Below are 20,410 nucleotides of genomic sequence, written 5' to 3'. Positions count from 1 at the left end.
ACTGATTAAACAAAAAATGCCACTCTATTTAGAGTGGCATTTTTATTTGTAAAATAACTAACTAACTAACTAACTAACAATATCCCACGCACTTGTACCCGATGCAGAAAGATTGCTGGTGTTATTACGTAATACTTTATTGCCTACATTAACTGATGACTCAGGGCGGCTTACTAAATACCCCTGAACTGAACTCACACCCATTTTTTTAACAAGCTCAAACTGCCCTATTTCTTCAACGCCTTCAGCTACAATTTTAAGGCCCAGCTTTTGTCCAAGCTCACTAATTGTATTTAATATATCGTTATATTTTTGGCTTTTATTGGCTTGAGCTATGAACGAGCGATCAATTTTAATAACATCAATTGGTAAATCCGCTAATGTACTCAACGAGCTAAAACCTGTACCAAAGTCATCAATTGCAATAGTGATGCCTTCTTCTCTTAATCTACTTAGCTCTTTAATTATTCTAGGGCTGGCTTGAATAAATGTTGATTCGGTAATTTCAAGCATTAAAGACGTCGCCGGTAAGCCGGTTTTTTTGAGCTTATTCATTATCCAATCATAAATATCACGGTGCTTTAACTGAATGCCCGAAACGTTAACTGATATTTTTACTTTGCGCATACCTGCATTATGCCATGCGGCCATTTGCCGACAGGATTCAAGCATAATCCAATCGCCAAGCTCTAATATTAAATTCGACTCTTCTGCTATTGGAATAAATTCTGAAGGTGGGATCATACCTTCAACCGGGTGGTCCCAGCGTGTAAGCGCTTCAAAATAATCAATCATACAATCTTCAACATGCACAATTGGTTGAAAAGATAAGTAAAAATCTTTACACGCGAGCGCTAAACGCAATTCTTCGAGTAAATAATGATAGCGGCGCATTTTGTTACCCATTTCTGGCGAGTAAACTTTAAATATTCCTTTACCATCACTCTTAGCTCTGTACATAGCAACATCAGCTAATTGTAAAAGTGCTTGTGGGGTTGACGCACTTTCTGGGTAAGCTGCAATACCAATACTGGCACTAATTTTTACTATTTTATTGCCAAGCACAAAATCTTTTTCAAGCTCACTTAGCACGTGTTTTGCAATTTCAACAACTCTGTCGCTATCATCAAGTAATTCTATAAATATTGAGAATTCATCTCCACCTAATCTTGATAAGTTTTGCTCTAATTGGTTAGTGCTATTAATATTACTTAACTTATGGTGACGTAAAACATTTGCAAGTCGACTGGCCACTTGAACTAATATTTCATCACCAAAACTGTGGCCAAACGAGTCATTTACTTGTTTAAAGCCATCCAAGTCGATAAATAGAAGCGCACACTTGAGATCTTCCTGATTCGCATGATTTATTTGTCTGTCTATGTGTTCAATATATGCATGGCGGTCAATTAACAGCGTCAGTTTGTCTTGACAAATACTTGTTTGAGTTTGTTTTACATAATTAACTACGTGTGAATTTAAGCTATTTATAGATTGGCTTAAGCTGCTTACACCTAAAGGGTTCTCTGCCGGTTTAACTTGTAAATTAAATGCAGTAAGTAAGCTATTGGCTTGGCGGTTGAGTTCCGCGATTTGATTTTTATAATGACGTTTTCTACGTTCTCTACGTAAGTAGATACCTGAGCCAAATATCAATATACATAAAAATAAAAAGTTCATGGGTGATGCGAGCGTCATCATGATTAACTTATTAGAATCAGCGGCTACAAATTGGGTATCAGTGGTTTTAATAAGTAAAAAATCAGCTGTTGGCTGCTTAATTATATAATGGCCATTTAAAATGGGATTATACCAAGGAGCCATATCAAGGGAGGTATTCGTGATCTCGAAACTTCGTATATCAATATTAGTCTGAAATAGATTTATACGGTTAATCTGATTAGTTAACTCTATGTTTATGCAGAAACAAAATAGAACTATGATTGAGAAAATAAAACCGAGCGGCTTAAGTTTATTCATAAAAAAAATCCATCTATTTTGCTTCTCCTATCAAACCTATTACCAAAAGCGGATTATATAGCTTGCATTTAGTACTACGCAAGCATTGATATAATCCTAAGCCATTAGAATAACAAAAAATTGTAACGATAATGGATTAACTAACTATATCTACATATAGTATAGGTGGGATTAATAAAAATAAACAAAAACGTTTCAATTGTTTAAAATTTAATACATTAGGTATATAAGCTTTGTCGTTTTTTTGCCGCATTAATCTATGCCTCTCCACTACAGCTTTAAGTACTTATATTTACTCAACCTTTATCGCATTTGCTCCGCTGTCGTACATCATTTAAAAATTATTCTTGCGCATTATGCATTGCTACTCAAACTGGTAGGAATTATCGCCAATAAAGTTATTATTAATATTTAAAGCTGCCATGCATAGCTAACTTTTGTAAATAAGGTACGTTGATCCCGCTCAATATTTTTAAGTGAATCGTCTTGGTAACCTCTATCTGAGTAACCCAAATAAAACAGTGTTTGCGCATTAATTTTATATGAGTAAACAAGCTGACTACCATAGTCTTTGTTAATTTGACTCACTTGGTAAAAGTAGGCATTTTCGTCTCTATCAATATCTTCAAATTGTAAAATGAGCTTAAGAATTGAACGCATACTAAATTTATAATGAAGCCTAAAATCAACTAAGTTAGCTGTAAATACACGCTCTCCTTGTGGGTTATCTAATTGGCTATAGTTATGTTTTACATCGAGCTGCCAATGGTCGTTAATGTCCCACACCATTTGGGTTTGGGTGTCAAACGCATCGCCTAATTGCTCATTTGCATAATCAATGCGGCTAGCGTATTCAACATATAGTGATAACTTTAAATCTTTAGTGGGTTTAAAGCCTGTATAAATGTAACCAATATTTTGGTTATAAAAATTGTCATTATAATTTTCATAACGGTGTACTAAACCAATTTCAAAAATAGATTGTTTTTGGCCTTTAAAACTCAAAAAGCCTTCGTATTCTTCTTCAAGTAAGTCGCCATTTTGCGCCCACGTTTTATCCCAGTCAGCTTCGTATGACCATGAGGTAAGTAAATCAGACTCATCTCTGTACCATGTTTGTCCGCCACCAAAGCCTACTTTTTCATAATCGACTTTAGCTTGATAACCTAAATCAGTGCGGTAGTCCTGCCCAATATTTTCATAAGATGAAAATAATTTGTAATCACGTTTATCGCGGGTAAATTCTAGAGCATAAGCTTCATCTGATTGAGTTTCGGATAGATTATAATTTTGAATTAAAAATTCAGAGTTACGAGTATCAGCAGATGATACTTGATACAAAAGAGTATCCGATTGATTAAACCAGTAGCTACCATCCACTGATAATACAGTGTTGTGATAGTCATCACTTTCTCTGTGCGTGCTTGAAATACCAATAGTACCTTGCTGACCTAAGTCATATTGATAACGCCCTGCGGCTGCATTCGTTTTTTCGTTTAAGCTTGCAAAGCCAGAGCCCTGATTCGTTGGCAGTAAAATATTACTATTGTCGTCATCAGCTAGCATTAGCGCATAACTATGATCACCCGTTTTACCCGTCAGCTTTGCACCTAAAGTAGGCTCTGCAATTGTACGTGTATATAAAAGCTCAAATAAGCTACTTTTAAAGTAAGAAGCACCATCTAAAAAGAAAGGACGTTTTTCAGCGTAATAAATTGAAAAGGTTGTATTTACATCAAGCTCTAAAGAGTCAGTTTCTACTTGCGAAAAATCAGGATTAATTGTCGCGTTTAAAACAGCATCTTTTGTTAAACCCCAGCGTAAATCTAAACCCACTTCAGTATCTATATCACCCTTATCCCAATCACCTGGCAACGCAGATTTATTATCGTTACGCAGTGTGGTTAATGTAGGTGTTAATTGGATATTTTTACTTGATTCAATGTCACTAAAGCCAACTAACTTATCAAACTGGCAAAGGCTGCATTTCACATTTCTATCAAACCCCATATTTGATAGCTGATATAGCACATCACGTTGGTAGTTTCTCATTACAGAAAAACCCCACGTTAGCTCATTTTTATTTTCAGGAAAACGCAGTGCTTTAAAAGGAATACGCATTTCAACAACATAACCTTTGTCGTTAATTTGTCCTGCGCTATCCCAAATAGCATTCCATGAGGTATCAGAACTCCACCCATCGGTGTCGGTCATTCGTATATCGCCTTGCGCGCCCAGCGGGTTCACATGGAATTCATAACCACTGCGTTCATCATTAAATGTATCAATAACAAGAATAACTACGTCGTCTTCCCATAGCGTATCGCGGTCACGAAGTGATGCACGAATTTGCTCAGGGTTAGGATCCTCAGCAATAAAACCAACATATAAGTTAGTGCCATCTTCGTAAATAAAGGCATCAGTTTTTACAGGAGGAGTGCCTTTTTCGTTAGGCTCATCTTGGTAGAGTAAAGATACACGTGTTGCATTTTGCCAGTGCGCCTCATCCATAACACCATCAACGGTGATATTTGAATCAATACGGGATAAGGATACTTGCTGTTTTTTAGCCGCTACATCAAGGCTTGAAAGTAATAAAGCAAAACTTAAAAATAGGAAGGTAAACTTTTTTATTATAGTTATAAAGTACTGCATAAACATCCATTTAGACTGTAATTACTCATAAGGAGCAACTTAAGCTGAGGATTGTAATTTATCCAGGTACATTTGTTAATACTTTGAAATGAAAAATTAACTATTTAATGATAAAGGAGTAACTAATTGTTATACATTACGTTTCGAGTAGTTTAAGCTTATCGTCTATGCCATTCCATACATCAGCGTCCTCTGGAGCAGGTTTAACCTCTGTAATGCGCGGCCAGACCAGTGCAAGTTCAGCATTTAATTCAGTAAACTCTTTTTGAGACTCTGGTAGCTCATCTTCTTGGTATATCGCATCAGCTGAACACTCAGGGACACATAAACCACAATCGATACAATCAATCGGGCTAATTGCTAAAAAATTAGGGCCTTCAAAAAATGCATCTGCTGGGCACACTGATACGCAATCGGTGTACTTACATTTTATACAATTTTCGGTGACAACAAACGCCATACTATTTTAATACCTAAGATTTTGAACAACAGTTGTGGATCATACCCATCCACTCCAAAAATACAATAAATAAGTGCCATATCAGGCTATTTTAACGTAAAATGTGCGCCTAATGTTTGCACACTCGTTGTGCCCTGCATCCCCTTATTGTGAGCGGTAATAATACCCCGCTATGACACCTAAAAGAGATATAAATGATACGTTTAACCGAAATAAAGCTGCCACTTGATCATGACGAAGACGCAATTGGTCAAGCAATTGTAAATAAACTCAAAATCCAACCTGAACAATTGCACAGTTTTAATGTGTTTAAACGTGGTTATGATGCACGTAAAAAATCAGCTATTTTACTTATTTATACACTCGATATAGAAGTTGATAACGAAGCCGAGCTACTCGCAGCATTTGAAAAAGACCAACATGTAAAAGTAGCACCAGACACAAGTTATAAATTTGTAGCCCAAGCTAACAATAATATCAAAGAGCGCCCTGTCGTGATTGGTTTTGGTCCTTGTGGTTTATTTGCGGGCTTATTACTTGCTCAAATGGGCTTTAAACCCATTATATTAGAGCGCGGTAAAGAAGTACGTGAACGTACAAAAGACACGTTTGGCTTTTGGCGTAAACGCACACTTAATACAGAATCAAATGTACAATTTGGTGAAGGTGGCGCAGGTACATTCTCAGACGGTAAGTTATACAGCCAAGTAAAAGATCCAAAGCATTATGGCCGAAAAGTCATTACTGAATTTGTAGAAGCAGGCGCACCCGATGAAATTTTATACGTAAGTAAGCCACACATTGGTACGTTTAAACTTGTCACCATGATTGAAAAAATGCGCGCTCGTATAATAGAGCTTGGCGGCGAAATTCGCTTTAGCACACGTGTTGACGATATTCATTTAGACGACGGGCAAGTAACAGGTTTAACGCTTTCAAATGGCGAGCAACTAAACACTCGACATGTTGTATTAGCCGTTGGCCATAGCGCACGTGACACGTTTGATATGATCCACAAAAAAGGGATTTATGTTGAAGCAAAGCCATTCTCAGTCGGTTTTAGAATCGAACATAAACAATCAATGATCGATGAATGTCGTTTTGGCACAAATGCAGGAAACCCAATTTTGGGCTCTGCCGATTATAAACTTGTCCATCACTGTGACAATGGCCGTACAGTTTACAGCTTTTGTATGTGCCCAGGTGGCACAGTAGTCGCTGCAACCTCTGAAGAAGGTCGCGTTGTTACCAATGGTATGAGCCAATATTCACGAAGTGAGCGCAACGCTAACAGCGCTATTGTGGTAGGTATATCACCAGAGCAAGACTTCCCTGGTAATCCACTTGCTGGAATAGACTTACAACGCAAACTTGAAGAGCAAGCGTATGAGCTTGGTGGTAGCAACTACGATGCACCAGCACAGTTAATTGGAGATTTCTTAAAAGGTAAATCATCTGCAGATTTAGGAGAAGTACAACCCTCTTACACACCTGGTATTAAGTTAACTGACTTGAGTAAAGTGTTACCACAATTTGCAATTGATGCCCTTCGCGAAGCGATACCAGCGTTTAATAAACAAATTCGTGGTTTTTCAACTAACGACGGTTTATTAACCGGTGTGGAAACACGTACTTCGTCGCCTATTAGTATTAAGCGTGATAAAACATTCCAAAGTATTAACACCAAAGGGCTTTACCCTGCTGGTGAAGGCGCAGGTTACGCTGGCGGTATTTTATCAGCGGGTATTGATGGTATTAAAGCAGCTGAAGCAGTCGCACTGTCTATGTTAGAAAACGCTTAAACCTCTTTTTTAAGCTGTTTATCGAAAAGCCTCACTTTGTGAGGTTTTTTTGTGCTAAATGTATAGAAAATAATGACAACTCAAGCACCTCAACAATGATCAAAACATTTACCTTTTCGTTGCTTAGTGTATTAGCAATTTTTAATGCTAAAGCACAAGAGCTAAAAACCATCGATGAAATCCACACTGCATATAAAAATAATTCTATTAATGCACAGCAACTCACCCAAAATTATATAGACCGAATTAATAAACTTAATCCACACTATAATGCGGTTATTAGTTTAGAGCCTACAGCTATTGCTCAAGCTAAAACGTTAGATGAACTTGCCGCCAAAGGCTCTTGGGCAGGTCCATTACACGGCATACCTGTACTTCTTAAAGATAATATAGAAACGAAAGGCACACTTCCCACAACGGCTGGCTCTTTAGCACTTAAAAATAACGTTACTAATAATGATGCTTTTGTTGTTAAACAACTACGTAATGCGGGCGCTATAATTTTAGGCAAAGCTAATTTAAGTGAATGGGCAAATTTTCGTTCATCCTATTCATCGTCAGGCTGGAGTGCCGTAGGCGGACAAACACATAATGCGCACGATGTAACACGTAATCCATGTGGTTCTAGTGCAGGCTCTGCTGTGGCAGTCGCACTTAACTTTGCGCCCATAGCATTAGGGACTGAAACAGACGGTTCAATTACGTGCCCTGCCTCAGTAAATGGAGTTTATGCAATAAAACCGAGTATGGGCCAAGTATCACGCTCAGGTGTAGTGCCTCTTTCTAGCAGTCAAGATTCAGTAGGGCCGATGGCGCATTCACTTAAAGATGCACTGCTGGTTTTATCAGTTTTGCAAGGTGAGGACTCCCTTGATGCAACAACTACAGGGTTTGAATTAAAAGCAGGTAATCTAAAATCAAAATCGTCACTTATTATTGGTGCGCTACCTAGCGATAAGTTTACAATTGAAACGCAGCGCCTTTATGCCAAGCAGTTACAAGCATTAAAACAGGCTGGGCACACTGTTATTAATGTAGATATTACTGATAACTTAGATACGCTATTTGTTGATGAATACTATATTTTACTTTACGACTTTAAAGCCGAAATTAATCACTACCTCGCAAGCACTCCCGCACAAGTAGCTGTTAAAAGCCTAAAAGCACTTATTAATTTTAATATTCAAAATAAAAATACAGAAATGCCCCACTTTGAGCAAGATATCCTAGTTCAATCGCAGGCTATTGATTTAACAAACAAACAAAAATACCAAGAGACTAAAGAACGCTATCGCACTTTAGCAACGACAGCCATTGTTAATGTATATAAAAACAACAAGCTTGATATTGTTATAGCGCCTACAGTATCACCCGCCTGGAAAATAGACTTAGTTAATGGTGATAATTTTAATGGCAGTAGTAGTTCGTTATCTGCTATTGCAGGCACAACGCACATAACTCTGCCTGTCGGAAAAGTAAGTGGTTTACCGGTTGGTTTGTCCATAATAGCAAATAAAGAGGGCGAGCAAGCGGCTTATTTATACGCAAATATTATTGATGAGGTGTTATCACCAGCCACAAAAAAACCTGAGTAAACTCAGGTTTTTTAAACTAAACGGCGTTAACTATGACTTTTTAAGTGACAGTTTTTCGCCTTTTAAGCTTTTACGAACGCTTGAAATACGTGAGCGATTTACTGCTCTCGCTTCACCGGTTGCTTGTCCTGATAACTTGTTAGAACGTGTACGGCGTAAATGCGCTGGTTTTTTACCAATTTTATCAATGAGTACTTCACGGTTACTTACTTCGTAACCTTCTAAATATACACGTTTGATTTTTTGACCGATTAACGTTTCAATTTCAAACAAAGTGTTTTCTTCTTCGCGGCTAACAAATGAGATTGCTTGACCTTGGCGACCAGCACGACCTGTACGGCCAATACGGTGAACGTAATCTTCTGCAAGCCAAGGTAAATCAATATTAATTACACGAGGTAAACCATCAATATCAATACCGCGAGCAGCCACTTCTGTAGCTACTAATACACGTACTTTGCCTTCTTTAAATTCACGAAGTGCACGACGACGGTTACCTTGAGATTTGTCACCGTGGCAAACGCCTGCCGGAATACCATCAAGGTTAAGCTCTTTAACAAGCTCATCAGCTGTTTCTTTCATGTTTACGAAGACAAGCACTTGTTGCCAGTTTTTCTTACCAATCAATTCAGAAAGTAGTTCTTGCTTACGACGTTCTTCAACAGGGTAAACAACATGCTCAACAGTACTTGCTGTACTGTTAGTTTGATCAACACGCACTATTTCAGCTTGTTTTAATACTTTAGATGCAAATTGTTTAATTGCTGCAGGGAAAGTAGCTGAGAAAAGTAAAATCTGGCGCTCTTCTGCACAGCTTTTAATCACGTTTTGCATGTCTTCAATAAAGCCCATATCAAGCATACGGTCGGCTTCATCAAGAACAAGGTGCTTAACACTTGCAAGGCTTAAGTTACCTAAGCGAATATGATCAAATAAACGACCTGGTGTTGCAACAACAATATCTACACCTTCTTTTAAAGCATTTGCTTGGCCGGCGGTACTAACACCACCGAATAAACTAACGACTTTAAGTGATGTATGCTTTGCAAAATCTCTAAAATTATTTGCAATTTGTTCTGCAAGTTCACGCGTTGGAGCAAGTACTAACGCATGAGGTGCATTCGTTGTGCTGAGTTCAGACTCAACCAATTTTTGGATGATAGGTAAAGCAAACGCGGCAGTTTTGCCGGTACCAGTTTGTGCACTGGCTAAAACGTCTTTACCTTTACGAACAGCAGGGATTGCTGCGCGCTGAATGGGCGTAAGAGTGTGATAGTTAAGTTCGTCCAACGCCTGGATGATTTCAGGAGCGAAACTAAAAGATTTAAAATTCATGCTGTATAACCTACGGCCACATTATCAAGGGTCGCAAATTATACAGCAAAAACGAGTCAACAGTTAGCTTTAAACTGGATTAAAAGCTAAAAATTAGTTTGTTAAGTCATTAAAATATTGATTATCAACTCAAGAAAGCGTTAATACCTCATTTTGTTTTAATAACTGTGCTTTACCACCGACAACTTCACGTTCGTTAAGCTCATTTATTAATGGCAAACCTACTTTTTGTTGCTCATCACTAAGCGGTAAATACGGTAATCTAAATACTGGATTTACTGCACCTGTCATCATCATCGCAGTGTTAATAGCAATAGGGTTTGGCTCACAGAACAACCAGCTCATTAATGGTTGTAATGACGTATTTAACTCATCATTTTTAGTATCCATTAATTGGCGAAACAACCCAGGAATAAGGTTAGAAGTAACCGAAATAACACCGTGAGCTTTGTGTACATGACGAGCGTCGTGTGATTCATCGTCGTTACCAGACCAACACGCAATGCCTTGCTGCTCATAGCGTGCAATACGCTCATTGCCGCCACATTCTTTAATACCAATTAGGTTCGAGTGCTGTGCTAATGGTTCAATAATATCAGGTGTTAGGTCTTGACCTGTGCGACCGGCTACGTTGTAAATAAAGGCAGGTCCAATATCAAGTACGCGTTTAAAGTGCTCTTTAACACCCGCGATTGACGTACGTCCGTAATATGGGTTAATTTGCAGTGCTGCATCCATACCGCTGGCAAAGCCATATTTAGTTGCTTTAATCGCTTCACGGGTGTTGTTACTACCGGTATTACCAACAATAACCAGTTTGTCACCATATTTGTTTGCACTGTGCGCTATAAGCATTAAATGCTCTTCCCAGTTCATTAACTGGCCTTCGCCTGTTGTGCCACCAACTACAATGCCATCAACGCCCGCTGCAATTTGTATTTCAACGAGTTCATCGTACTTTGCGAGATCAATTTCACCGTTTGCTAAGTATGGCGTTTTAATAGCTGTAATAAGGCTTGCTTGTTTAATTTGGTCTAGGGTGCGCATAAAAATTCATTATTTATAAAACTTGCGCTATTTGTAACATACTTGCCAGTATTTTTGGAGGTATAAGCGCACATTTAATTATAAAATCGCTTGTGTTATTGAGTTTGGTAATACAAAATGAATAACTGTATATAAAAACAGTATTTTATTTTTAACGATACCAGAGGCTTTATGCGTTTATCTGACTACTTAGCAACTCATTTTTATAACACCGATGAACTGTGCCAAGCATTAAACATAGATGCAGATACACTTTTAGCTTGGCAAGAGCGAAGTGTGTTCCCCAAACCAAGTTACTGTATTAAAAGTCAACTTAGCTGCAGCTCATATTCGGGTTTGTATGAATGCGAAGAATATGACGACTATTATCCGCGCGGCTGTGTTAATTGGGGGCAAGGTCTTTTAAAACAAAAAATAGAATCATCAAGCCATGCTTTTAATTATTTTGCGCAGCAATATACTGCAAGCCTAACTAAACTCGCTCAGCAAGGATTTACGTTTAGCGAAGAGCTATTTGGCTGTGAAATAGACGAGCACTTACAGCAAGTTTGGCAACAGTTTTTATGCAGTAAATATGGCGTACTTACTCAAAATGGATTAATAGACGAAATAGTCTCGGTAGACATTGGCAGGCTGTTAGTTGACGACATTACAGAACTGCGCAGTAAAGCGAGTTTAAACCAAGAAGAAAGAGCGCTACTACACCCCGCCATAAAGCTTTTAAACAAAGCGTTAGGGCATGGCGCCGATCATGAAAAACAACATACATTACGCACCCGCTATATAGATGCACTTATTTTAAAATACGATTTATCTATTAAATAGTTTTGCATTAGTCTAATTATTTTAGGATTATTTGACGAAAAACAAGAGCTGTTAACTTAATTGTTACGCAAAAAATAATTTAAAGGCACTGACTCAATGACAATCAAAACACAAATAAGTGTAATTTCTGCTGTAATCACTATCCTATCTTTTAATACACTAGCTAAAGCTAACCACGAAATAGTAAATGACGACATAATAAAAATACAGCGTGCAGCGCTTGCTAAAAACACCGCTAATAAAGGTTTTGGGCCACAATCTCCACGCAATATTGATAATTATAAAGGCGAAAACACGGCAGTTTTCTCTCATGCCCCAACTTCATCAAATATGAACTTATGTAATATACACTTTCATAAAAATGCTGAACATGCCGGTGGCGAATTTAGCAAATATGCAGGAAATGGTAATGGAAAAGGTTTTCAAAGTGGCTACTTATATTCAGGCTCTTTAACTAAAAGTGAAAGTAAACCAGCAAAAATTGAAATTTGTCCAAGCGATCACGGCGCGCTATTAGTTGGCGATACCATTGAGGTTCATAACGTTCATACGTCAGCAATTGTAAAACCAGGCCCTACCTTGGGGAGTTGTTTAAGTGATTCGATTAAAAATCCGCAACTACGTGTTGAAGCTCAAGTATATGTATTAGTAAACGATGCTAACGCACTTGATTTTGCTCAAATAAGCGCCGTGTCATCTGTTAATGGTTACTATCAAGCTATTGCTACACCTACAAATACGGGTAAACCTGTTGTTTATAGCGGTTCAACTACTGGCCCGAGTTACAACGAAGCAGGCTCTCCTTTTCAAGTAACATGGTCAGTTAAACCAAAAGTAGCAAAGGTTGATATAAACAGTGTTGGTAAATGGTGTGAAAGTAACACCTTTGATGAAGATCATGCCCACGGCGTACGAAATCTCATAATAAACCCTGCATTACTCTCTAAAATCAAATAATTAAAATTTAGCCAAATAAAAACAACCCACTAATTAGTGGGTTGTTTTTATTATGACCGTTAAAATGAGTACTTCGCTTAATGGGATAAAAATGTCACATTAAATGTATTTAAATCTTCATATGTAATACATGTTTGCTCATTAGTATTAAGCTCAACAACACCACAGTAAGAACCAGTTATAAACACTTGCCCTGCTTTTAAATTAATTCCCTTTGCTGATAAGTAATTAACTGCCCAATAAAGAGGAAGCTGCGCAAGTTCTGCAGGGTGCACACCTGCCAAGTTTAACTCCAGCTCAGTTTGCTTAACGTTAATATTTACAGTACTTGCGTTATACGCTTTGGTTTTATCTATTTGCGGGCCTAAATACACGCCTTGATTGGATAGGCCATCGGCCAGTTTTTCAATGTGAGTGCTTGGAGTGTCTTCATCAAACCTTTTTTGGATAAGCTCAAGTGCCAAGTGGGCGCTGGCAAATGCAGTATCTACGTCTTCATTTGTATAGGTTTTATTACTTGGTAAATCGCTTTGTAAAATAAATGCAATTTCTGGTTCTATCAGCGCTTTATTGTTTGTTGTACACAGTGGGCAATTTTCAGCTTGTTTTATAGGTGCATGTAAAAGAGGCGCTAATATAATTGAGCCATCATCTAAAGGCAGCATACACTTCCAGCCATATACAGTTTGCTCATTTAAATAAATCATCAACTTTTGTACTTCTATTGCATCGTCAGTCGAGTCTAGTACTAACTCTTTAGGAAAGTTTGAACGCGCTGGGTTTTCTTCTCTTTGTGCTAATAAGTGAGTAGCAATTAGTTTTAGCTGTATTGAGTTGTTCACATAAATCTCTTTAAAATACGTTACTGGTTAAACAGTAAATAGGAAGGATTACATTATTAATGTATTAGCTTAGGCATTAGAACATCATGTTAAATGCCTATAATTAAAATTGTATTTAAAACAAAGCGTGGTAATTATTTAAGTATCAATAGATTTAAGCGAACGTAAAAATAGCCCTAAGCCGCCAAATGCTAAAATTATAATAACAATCAAATCAAACGACGTCATAGTTCGCATACTAAATCGAACACTCGATATAACACCAAATATTAGTGCGGTTAACGAGCCAAGAGATAGCACCCAGCCTAAAATATTTTTAGAATTATAAAAAATCAGACCCACACCAAAAATAAACGGGATCATAACCATGCCGCCTGTAACGCCAAAGCCACCTAAAGCATTAACACTATAAATGCGAGAACTTAGTCCAAAATTAGAGGTCACCGAAATTGCGTTTAGCAGCATATAAAAGCCACCGCACATCATAATTAAACCAATAAAAAAATGCCCAATACCACCAGAGCTTCCACCCGCACCTTTCATTATTAATTATTCCTTTTATATTTTTAACTTAATTGTTTTAGATGGTAATTGCTCGAGTATTAACATTGACCGCAATCTACATAATCAATCAGTGCACACGCGAAAACACTTATCGCGTGATTACATGCCAAATAACATAAAACCAAGACAAAAAACCGTGCAAAATTGCCCATAACACAGACTCATTAGCACTCCATGAAATAGCAATTGCTAGGGCCGTACCAAAAGAGACTCCATATTTTACTATCTCATTTCTTGAGTTTCTCATTAATTATATTCCTAGTTTTTAAATTATTAGCTGCTTGATTTGCTTACTAAAACTGACAGTTCTTTACCATCAATATTAATACTTGCTTCTTTACCTAGTTCAACAACTAAAGAGGGAGCCATATGTTTTCCACCTAGTTTTAGGTCAGTTGCTAAACTAACAGTAAAATCATCAATTGGCGTTACTGTAAGAGCAAAACTATACGAATTATCAACTGAAACTGACGCCTCTTCATTTGAATTGACTACTAAAACAGGTGAACCAATTAAGTTTTTATTATCATAAAATTTAGCATTAACTACAAAACTATCATTAGCTTGTGCAAATGAAACAAAGCCTAAAAACGCTACTATTGCGATTAATTTTTTCATTATTATCTCCATATAAATTATACAGTTTAAAGCTGTTAAGGCTTTATTGGCTGTGATTTTTTAGCTAGCAATTTACCAGCTAATGATTAAAAACTTATGTTTTAGCTCTGATGACATAACCAACGCCCAGCGAACTAATATAGAACAACACTCCAAATACACTAATATCAATGAGTAGCTTTAGAATGTCAAAAGTATCTGTAAACACAAGATACTCAAAAGAAAATAAATGAAATATAACTTTTGATCCAAAATACGCAGTTAATAAAGGAATTACAAAAATAAGAATAGATTGATTAGATTTATTAATTTCCATACCCATGTCTCCATTATTAGTTTAATTAACTCAGCTCTAAAAATATAACACAAAAAAATATATAAATAGTTTGCTATTTTGAGTCTCTTATTAAGTACCACTCGAACTATTTACGGCTGACTAAAATGCCATATTATATTTCTATATTTACACCAGAGAATTTTAATGTAAACAACAAATTAAATAGGCTATTTATTAGAGTGGATTGTGATACCAAAACGACTTTTAATAATGTTATGAACCTCTTTTGATTTCGACGCACTACGCATTAACAAAAAAGAGTCCTAATAGGTTTCATTGGTATATTGGGGAAGTAGAGTATTTAGGCAGGTTAGAGTGTAAGAATAAAAGGTGATGTAGGTTAACAGCACCTATTTGAGTATTTACTTGGTGATATGTAATTTAGCTAAGTATTTTAATACGTACCATAAAAGGCACTGTAAAAAGAATTTAACCAATTGATTTATATACATCAATACTACTATTGGTTAAAAGCCCAGTAACTTGCGTACCAAACGCTTTAAAGTGTGGCTCATTTTTATGCGCTTCAAAGTGCTCGTCAGACGCCCACTGTTCGCTAACAACGTAATCGGTATGTTCATTATCACTTTTTACCGATAGTTCATAACGTAAGCACCCTACTTCTTGGCGCGATGACTTTTGTAAGTTTTCAAGTGCTGTAAGCATCACATCTGCATCAATATTTTTGCACGACAGTGCAGCTATAACCGTTAACATGTGTATTCCTTTTTAAAAGTTAAGGTGTAGATAATCTACACCTTAAAATATTTAGTTTAACTTTGCGTTTGAGGTAAGTTTACTGATCCCACTGCGGCGCAAATTCTGGTGTTGCTTGGCGGTCGCCACAATCTAGGCCATCAATGCGGGCTATGTCTTCATCATCTAATTTAACGTGGTCGTTAAAGTTATCTTCTAAGTTTTTACGCTTGGTTGATGATGGAATTGTCGTCATACCGCTGGCGTTAACCCATGCTAAAACAACTTGTGCTGGACTTGCATCGTGCTTTTTAGCAATGTCGATAATGGTTTGATCTTTTAGTACTTTACCTACTACAAATGGCATGTATGCTGTTACATGAATGTCGTGCTGAGCACAAAATGCGCGTAATTTAGTATTAGTTAAATATGGGTGAACCTCAACCTGATTGGTAAATATTTCACGCGAGTCGAGTGTTTGCATTGCTTCATTTAAGTTTGCAATGGTGAAGTTTGATACACCAATGTGCTTAGTCAAACCAAGCTGCTTCGCTTTTAGTAATTCAGTGAGGTATTCACTCATTGGCTCGTCGTTAGCAGGCGATGGCCAATGAATTAGCAGTAAGTCGACCGAATCAACCTGTAGCTTTTCAAGTGACTTTTTAACGCTTGGGATAAAGTCGCTTTTATTTAATTTGTTATTCCACACTTTGGTAGTTAAGAATATTTCACTGCGCGGAATATTACTATCTTTTATGGCTTGGCCTACTTGCTCTTCGTTGCCATAAATTTGTGCAGTATCAATATGGCGAAACCCAACTTCGAGCGCCATTTTTACTGAGTTATAGGCAGTGTCGCCCTCCAAACGGAATGTTCCCATACCTAGTTCTGGCATTTCTATTACACGTTTTGTCATGGTTTATCCTTATAAAATAATCGGTTTGAAATACAAACTTCACTAGGGCGTGTTGTTCTTTGTGGATTGAAATTTGTTCAATCTAGGGGCGATTTAATCGCGGCGCGAGGTTTGTAACCTAGTGGGCTAAGTAAAAACCGAGCAACAAAGAGTTAATCGCTCCTAGAAAGAACCCAACGGGCAGTGTATGTTTGGTTTTTATGCTGCGTTATCGCCTATTTATGGGGAACAACCACACTACATAGGCTCTGCCTTGCCTAAAAACCAAACTTACTACTGCAAATTCAACAACCAAAGAGCAACACGCCCTATAGTTTTACGAAATACACCTTTTACTTCTTATTACTACTGTCACTTAAAATTCTATGACCTCATAACAGGTATGAGGTCATTAATTTTAGTTTCAAGGTTAACAGAAGATACTTTATGCTTGCTGAATTTCACGTTTATCAAGCATACCGCTGTAGCGTGTAACACCAAGTGCTAAAACAGAGATAACAGCGCCTATCCATGCTGTATCTTGCAGGGTCATGTTCTCTACTACGCTACCGCCAATAATTGAGCCAAGTGCAATACCAATATTAAATGCGGCTATGTTCAAACCTGATGCAACATCTACCGCATTTGGCGTGTGCTTTTGTGCTTGCTTTACTACATAAAGTTGCAAGCCTGGCACATTACCAAAAGCAAATGCGCCCCAGACTAAAATAGTAAGTACAGCAGCAATTTTTGATTCCATCGTAAAGGTAAATATCAGTAAAATAATACTCAAAGCGCTGAATATAATGCTCAGGGCACTAATTGGGCCGCGTTTGTCGGCCAACTTTCCACCCCAAATATTACCTATCGCTACCGATACGCCGTAAACAAGCATTATTAAGGCAATAGCCGAAGGCGCAAAACCTGTTTGTTGCTCTAAAATAGGTGCTAAATAAGTAAACGCTGTAAACGTGCCGCCGTAGCCCAGTATCGTCATTAAATATACGAGTAATAAACGCGGTTTTACGATTACTTGTAGTTGTTCTTTAAACGTGGCTGGTATTGATTGTTTTAAGTTTTTTGGCACTAAAATAGAGCTGCCGATTAATGCAATTAAACCTAATACCGACACAACTAAAAACGTTGCACGCCAACCAAAGTGTTGTCCAATCCATGTACCTAGTGGCACACCAGTTACGAGTGCTACAGTAAGCCCGGTAAACATAATGGCTATTGCACTGGCTTCTTTGTCTTTGCTTACTAGGCTAGTGGCAATCATCGATCCGATTGAAAAAAACACACCGTGGGCAAGCCCCGTTAAAATGCGCGCAAGTATTAATGTTTCGTAACTTGGCGCTTGCCATGCAAGTAAGTTACCTAAAACAAATAAGCCCATTAAGCTTATTAGTACCACTTTACGATTCCAGCGACCCGTTAAAGCCGTTAGCACCGGCGCACCGATGGCAACGCCAACCGCATATAAACTTACAAGCAAACCTGCTGAAGGTAGGCTTACGCCTAAGTCGTTTGCAATGGTGGGTACTAATCCCACTATTACAAACTCAGTTGTTCCTATTGCAAATGCGCTTAAGGTAAGCGCCCACAAAGCCAATGGCATAGTTATATCCTCATTAATATTTGAAGAATGTAGTTTGGCTAAAATATCGTTTGCAAAAAATAGCATTAGTGACAAAATACTTTTGTTAATAATGCAAAGATGGTGTTGGTATATTTATGGCTGTTCATTCAAAAACTGAAGATTTAGAAACGTTTATAACGGTAGTAGATTGCGGAAGCTTTTCGGGGGCGGCTAATTTGCTCGATCAACAGGTGGCTAAAGTGTCGCGAGCTGTATCACGCCTTGAAAATACACTGCAATGCACTTTGCTAAACAGAACAACACGCCGATTAGAGCTTACCGAAGAAGGCCATACTTTTATAAAATATGCGCGCGAAGGGTTAAATACGCTTTATACCGGTGAAGAAGCCATAAAGCTTTTAAAACAAGCGCCAAGTGGCAAGCTGCGAATAGATGCGGCAAGCCCTTTTGTATTGCACCAACTTACGCCTTTAATTGGCGAATTTGCCAAGCAATACCCCCACATAACGCTTGATATAACCTCACACGACAGCATTATTGATTTACTTGAACATAAAACCGATTTAGCCATACGTATTGGTGATTTAAAAGACTCAAATTTACATGTTCGTAAACTTGGCAGCAGCCAGTTACGTATTGTAGCCAGCCCAGAATATATAAAAAACAACGCAGCAATTACACAAATAGATGACTTACAAAATCACAAGATAATTGGTTTTAGTGACTTCCCTAAATTAAACAATTGGCCGTTAGTAAAGCCCGCTTTATTTACGTTTTCGCTTAGCGCAAGCAGCGGCGAAACAGTGCGCCAACTATGTATTGCAAACCAAGGTGTGGCGCTACTTTCTCACTTTATGATTGGCAATGACCTAAAAACAGGTAAATTAGTTGAAGTGTTACCCAGTGCAGTTAGCTCACCTAATAACCGAGAGGTTGTACAAGCCGTGTATTATAAAAATAGTGCTGTATCGTCTCGCATTACAGCATTTTTAGATTTTATAAAACCTAGGCTTAGTTTATAAATTTTAGGCATTGATGTGCTTATCAAATATTTCACATTATTTTTTGACGCTTTTTAATAATCAAAAAGTATAAATAATAAAAGTAGTAATTAAAGGTATTAATCAAAATGGATTCTTTAACGCAGATAGCATTAGGCAGTGCTGTAGGTTATGCGGTATTAGGCAATAAAATAGGTCGAAAAGCCGTTTTATGGGGAGCAATTTTAGGCACACTCCCTGATTTAGATGTATTTTTGCCATATGGTGGCTCTGTAGAAGCATTTACTTATCACCGTAGCTTTAGTCATTCGTTATTAATACATTTATTAATTAGCCCTCTCATTGTATGGCTAATATTAAAAATACACGCGGGAATGCAAATTTATAAAGTACGCTGGTTTTGGCTCGTATTTTTAAGTTTATCTACACATGCCCTATTAGACAGCCTAACGGTATACGGTACACAACTACTCTGGCCTTTTACTGAGTACCCCTTTGCGGTTTCTAGTGTGTTTATTATTGACCCCGCTTACACGCTTCCTTTATTAATTGGCGTAATATGTACGCTAATACCCAAAATAAAAGCAGCAACGGCTTATCGTATAAATGCAGCGACTTTAGTTTTAAGTAGTCTATATTTATTTTGCGCTTTAATTTTAAAAGTAAGTATTGATGACAAGGTAAAAACGGCTCTCAACAACAGACAAATACCAGTAAATGCGTATGTTAGTACGCCTGCTCCGCTAACCACTTTGCTGTGGCGTATTGTTGTGATGTCTGACGGACAATACTACGAAGGTTATGCATCAGTATTTGACGCGCCCAACGATGTTACATTAACGGCTTATCAAACAACGCCTTCACTGTTAAATAATATTAGCGATGAATGGGCTATAAAACGCTTGCAGTGGTTTACTAAAGGGTTGTATTCGGTGCGCCAACAGCAAAGCAATATTGTACTTTCTGATTTACGTATGGGCATGGAATGCAACTATGTGTTTAATTTTGTAGTGGGTCAAAAAAATGATTCAGAGGTGAGCATTGGTAACTTTGAAAAAATAAGTCAAAGACCAAACTTAAACAATTTTCATAAAATATGGGACAGGATTTGGCAACCAAATGTGTCTTTAGCATCACCCTCTGCAAAAAATGACTGCAATAGCGAATAACTGCCTATTATAAGATTCGTACTAGCATGAGG

At 37.6% G+C, this 20,410-nt stretch carries 18 protein-coding genes; 6 read left to right on the top strand and 12 right to left on the bottom strand.

The window, feature by feature from the left end; translation table 11 throughout:
* Window positions 1–69: 69 nt before the first annotated feature.
* The 3 genes from FFU37_RS20045 to fdxA form a co-directional block, all read right to left on the bottom strand.
* Window positions 70–1,980 carry a putative bifunctional diguanylate cyclase/phosphodiesterase gene (locus tag FFU37_RS20045; protein WP_138490426.1) on the bottom strand — a complete coding sequence of 637 codons (1,911 nt, stop codon included), beginning with the start codon at window positions 1,978–1,980 and terminating at the stop codon, window positions 70–72.
* Between the two features lie 411 nt (window positions 1,981–2,391).
* Entirely contained in the window at window positions 2,392–4,635 is a 2,244-nt protein-coding gene (locus FFU37_RS20040; RefSeq protein ID WP_138490425.1) for a carbohydrate binding family 9 domain-containing protein, read from the bottom strand.
* A gap of 136 nt (window positions 4,636–4,771) precedes the next feature.
* Window positions 4,772–5,095, bottom strand: coding sequence for a ferredoxin FdxA (gene fdxA / locus FFU37_RS20035; RefSeq protein WP_002958626.1), 324 nt, complete (start codon window positions 5,093–5,095; stop codon window positions 4,772–4,774).
* 194 nt (window positions 5,096–5,289) lie between these two features.
* Between fdxA and FFU37_RS20030 the strand changes: the two genes are divergently transcribed.
* Window positions 5,290–6,897, top strand: coding sequence for an NAD(P)/FAD-dependent oxidoreductase (locus FFU37_RS20030; protein ID WP_002958627.1), 1,608 nt, complete (start codon window positions 5,290–5,292; stop codon window positions 6,895–6,897).
* Window positions 6,898–6,992: 95 nt separating this feature from the next.
* On the top strand, window positions 6,993–8,492 hold the full coding sequence (locus FFU37_RS20025) for an amidase family protein (protein ID WP_138490424.1): 1,500 nt from the start codon (window positions 6,993–6,995) through the stop codon (window positions 8,490–8,492).
* Window positions 8,493–8,522: 30 nt separating this feature from the next.
* On the opposite strand, the gene FFU37_RS20020 is transcribed toward FFU37_RS20025, so the two are convergent.
* Window positions 8,523–9,827: a DEAD/DEAH box helicase gene (locus tag FFU37_RS20020; protein ID WP_002958629.1), complete on the bottom strand. Its 1,305-nt coding sequence runs from the start codon at window positions 9,825–9,827 to the stop codon at window positions 8,523–8,525.
* A gap of 129 nt (window positions 9,828–9,956) precedes the next feature.
* Window positions 9,957–10,874: a 4-hydroxy-tetrahydrodipicolinate synthase gene (dapA, locus tag FFU37_RS20015; protein ID WP_138490423.1), complete on the bottom strand. Its 918-nt coding sequence runs from the start codon at window positions 10,872–10,874 to the stop codon at window positions 9,957–9,959.
* Between the two features lie 171 nt (window positions 10,875–11,045).
* On the opposite strand from dapA, the gene FFU37_RS20010 reads away from it, so the two are divergent.
* Window positions 11,046–11,699, top strand: a complete 654-nt coding sequence (locus FFU37_RS20010) for a DUF6058 family natural product biosynthesis protein (RefSeq protein ID WP_138490422.1) — start codon at window positions 11,046–11,048, stop codon at window positions 11,697–11,699.
* Window positions 11,700–11,795: 96 nt separating this feature from the next.
* The gene (locus tag FFU37_RS20005; RefSeq protein ID WP_138490421.1) at window positions 11,796–12,656 is read left to right on the top strand and encodes a delta-class carbonic anhydrase; all 861 of its coding nucleotides are present in this window, start codon (window positions 11,796–11,798) and stop codon (window positions 12,654–12,656) included.
* Between the two features lie 77 nt (window positions 12,657–12,733).
* Here the strand turns inward: FFU37_RS20005 and FFU37_RS20000 are convergent, their stop codons facing one another.
* From FFU37_RS20000 to FFU37_RS19965, 7 genes are all read right to left on the bottom strand, one after another.
* Window positions 12,734–13,498 carry a 2-keto-4-pentenoate hydratase gene (locus tag FFU37_RS20000; protein ID WP_138490420.1) on the bottom strand — a complete coding sequence of 255 codons (765 nt, stop codon included), beginning with the start codon at window positions 13,496–13,498 and terminating at the stop codon, window positions 12,734–12,736.
* A gap of 138 nt (window positions 13,499–13,636) precedes the next feature.
* Entirely contained in the window at window positions 13,637–14,041 is a 405-nt protein-coding gene (locus FFU37_RS19995) for a hypothetical protein (protein WP_002958658.1), read from the bottom strand.
* Window positions 14,042–14,335: 294 nt separating this feature from the next.
* Window positions 14,336–14,680, bottom strand: a complete 345-nt coding sequence (locus FFU37_RS19990) for a hypothetical protein (protein ID WP_138490419.1) — start codon at window positions 14,678–14,680, stop codon at window positions 14,336–14,338.
* A gap of 94 nt (window positions 14,681–14,774) precedes the next feature.
* Window positions 14,775–14,996: a hypothetical protein gene (locus tag FFU37_RS19985; protein ID WP_039487563.1), complete on the bottom strand. Its 222-nt coding sequence runs from the start codon at window positions 14,994–14,996 to the stop codon at window positions 14,775–14,777.
* Window positions 14,997–15,446: 450 nt separating this feature from the next.
* Window positions 15,447–15,734 carry a putative quinol monooxygenase gene (locus tag FFU37_RS19980; RefSeq protein WP_024605502.1) on the bottom strand — a complete coding sequence of 96 codons (288 nt, stop codon included), beginning with the start codon at window positions 15,732–15,734 and terminating at the stop codon, window positions 15,447–15,449.
* 79 nt (window positions 15,735–15,813) lie between these two features.
* On the bottom strand, window positions 15,814–16,629 hold the full coding sequence (gene dkgB, locus FFU37_RS19975; RefSeq protein ID WP_024591732.1) for a 2,5-didehydrogluconate reductase DkgB: 816 nt from the start codon (window positions 16,627–16,629) through the stop codon (window positions 15,814–15,816).
* Window positions 16,630–17,053: 424 nt separating this feature from the next.
* A complete protein-coding gene (locus tag FFU37_RS19965) occupies window positions 17,054–18,226 on the bottom strand; it encodes an MFS transporter (protein WP_024593033.1) in 1,173 nt (390 codons plus the stop codon).
* Between the two features lie 116 nt (window positions 18,227–18,342).
* Here FFU37_RS19965 and FFU37_RS19960 point away from each other — a divergent pair, with 116 nt between their 5' ends.
* Together FFU37_RS19960 and FFU37_RS19955 are read left to right on the top strand one after the other, a co-directional pair.
* Window positions 18,343–19,230 carry a LysR family transcriptional regulator gene (locus FFU37_RS19960; RefSeq protein WP_039487554.1) on the top strand — a complete coding sequence of 296 codons (888 nt, stop codon included), beginning with the start codon at window positions 18,343–18,345 and terminating at the stop codon, window positions 19,228–19,230.
* Window positions 19,231–19,337: 107 nt separating this feature from the next.
* Entirely contained in the window at window positions 19,338–20,378 is a 1,041-nt protein-coding gene (locus FFU37_RS19955) for a metal-dependent hydrolase (RefSeq protein ID WP_138490418.1), read from the top strand.
* The last annotated feature ends 32 nt before the right edge of the window (window positions 20,379–20,410 follow it).

Source organism: Pseudoalteromonas distincta (assembly GCF_005877035.1).
Lineage (GTDB): Bacteria > Pseudomonadota > Gammaproteobacteria > Enterobacterales > Alteromonadaceae > Pseudoalteromonas > Pseudoalteromonas distincta.
Note: the sequence above shows the minus strand (reverse complement) of the source record. Positions and strands in the feature narration are given on the sequence as shown.

What these genes read in the sequence shown, in the direction of transcription:
- FFU37_RS20045 (WP_138490426.1), bottom strand. Translation starts at nt 1,980, where the DNA reads ATGAATAAACTTAAGCCGCTCGGTTTTATTTTCTCAATCATAGTTCTA.
- FFU37_RS20040 (WP_138490425.1), bottom strand. Translation starts at nt 4,635, where the DNA reads ATGCAGTACTTTATAACTATAATAAAAAAGTTTACCTTCCTATTTTTA.
- fdxA (WP_002958626.1), bottom strand. Translation starts at nt 5,095, where the DNA reads ATGGCGTTTGTTGTCACCGAAAATTGTATAAAATGTAAGTACACCGAT.
- FFU37_RS20030 (WP_002958627.1), top strand. Translation starts at nt 5,290, where the DNA reads ATGATACGTTTAACCGAAATAAAGCTGCCACTTGATCATGACGAAGAC.
- FFU37_RS20025 (WP_138490424.1), top strand. Translation starts at nt 6,993, where the DNA reads ATGATCAAAACATTTACCTTTTCGTTGCTTAGTGTATTAGCAATTTTT.
- FFU37_RS20020 (WP_002958629.1), bottom strand. Translation starts at nt 9,827, where the DNA reads ATGAATTTTAAATCTTTTAGTTTCGCTCCTGAAATCATCCAGGCGTTG.
- dapA (WP_138490423.1), bottom strand. Translation starts at nt 10,874, where the DNA reads ATGCGCACCCTAGACCAAATTAAACAAGCAAGCCTTATTACAGCTATT.
- FFU37_RS20010 (WP_138490422.1), top strand. Translation starts at nt 11,046, where the DNA reads ATGCGTTTATCTGACTACTTAGCAACTCATTTTTATAACACCGATGAA.
- FFU37_RS20005 (WP_138490421.1), top strand. Translation starts at nt 11,796, where the DNA reads ATGACAATCAAAACACAAATAAGTGTAATTTCTGCTGTAATCACTATC.
- FFU37_RS19995 (WP_002958658.1), bottom strand. Translation starts at nt 14,041, where the DNA reads ATGAAAGGTGCGGGTGGAAGCTCTGGTGGTATTGGGCATTTTTTTATT.
- FFU37_RS19990 (WP_138490419.1), bottom strand. Translation starts at nt 14,680, where the DNA reads ATGAAAAAATTAATCGCAATAGTAGCGTTTTTAGGCTTTGTTTCATTT.
- FFU37_RS19985 (WP_039487563.1), bottom strand. Translation starts at nt 14,996, where the DNA reads ATGGAAATTAATAAATCTAATCAATCTATTCTTATTTTTGTAATTCCT.
- FFU37_RS19980 (WP_024605502.1), bottom strand. Translation starts at nt 15,734, where the DNA reads ATGTTAACGGTTATAGCTGCACTGTCGTGCAAAAATATTGATGCAGAT.
- dkgB (WP_024591732.1), bottom strand. Translation starts at nt 16,629, where the DNA reads ATGACAAAACGTGTAATAGAAATGCCAGAACTAGGTATGGGAACATTC.
- FFU37_RS19965 (WP_024593033.1), bottom strand. Translation starts at nt 18,226, where the DNA reads ATGCCATTGGCTTTGTGGGCGCTTACCTTAAGCGCATTTGCAATAGGA.
- FFU37_RS19960 (WP_039487554.1), top strand. Translation starts at nt 18,343, where the DNA reads ATGGCTGTTCATTCAAAAACTGAAGATTTAGAAACGTTTATAACGGTA.
- FFU37_RS19955 (WP_138490418.1), top strand. Translation starts at nt 19,338, where the DNA reads ATGGATTCTTTAACGCAGATAGCATTAGGCAGTGCTGTAGGTTATGCG.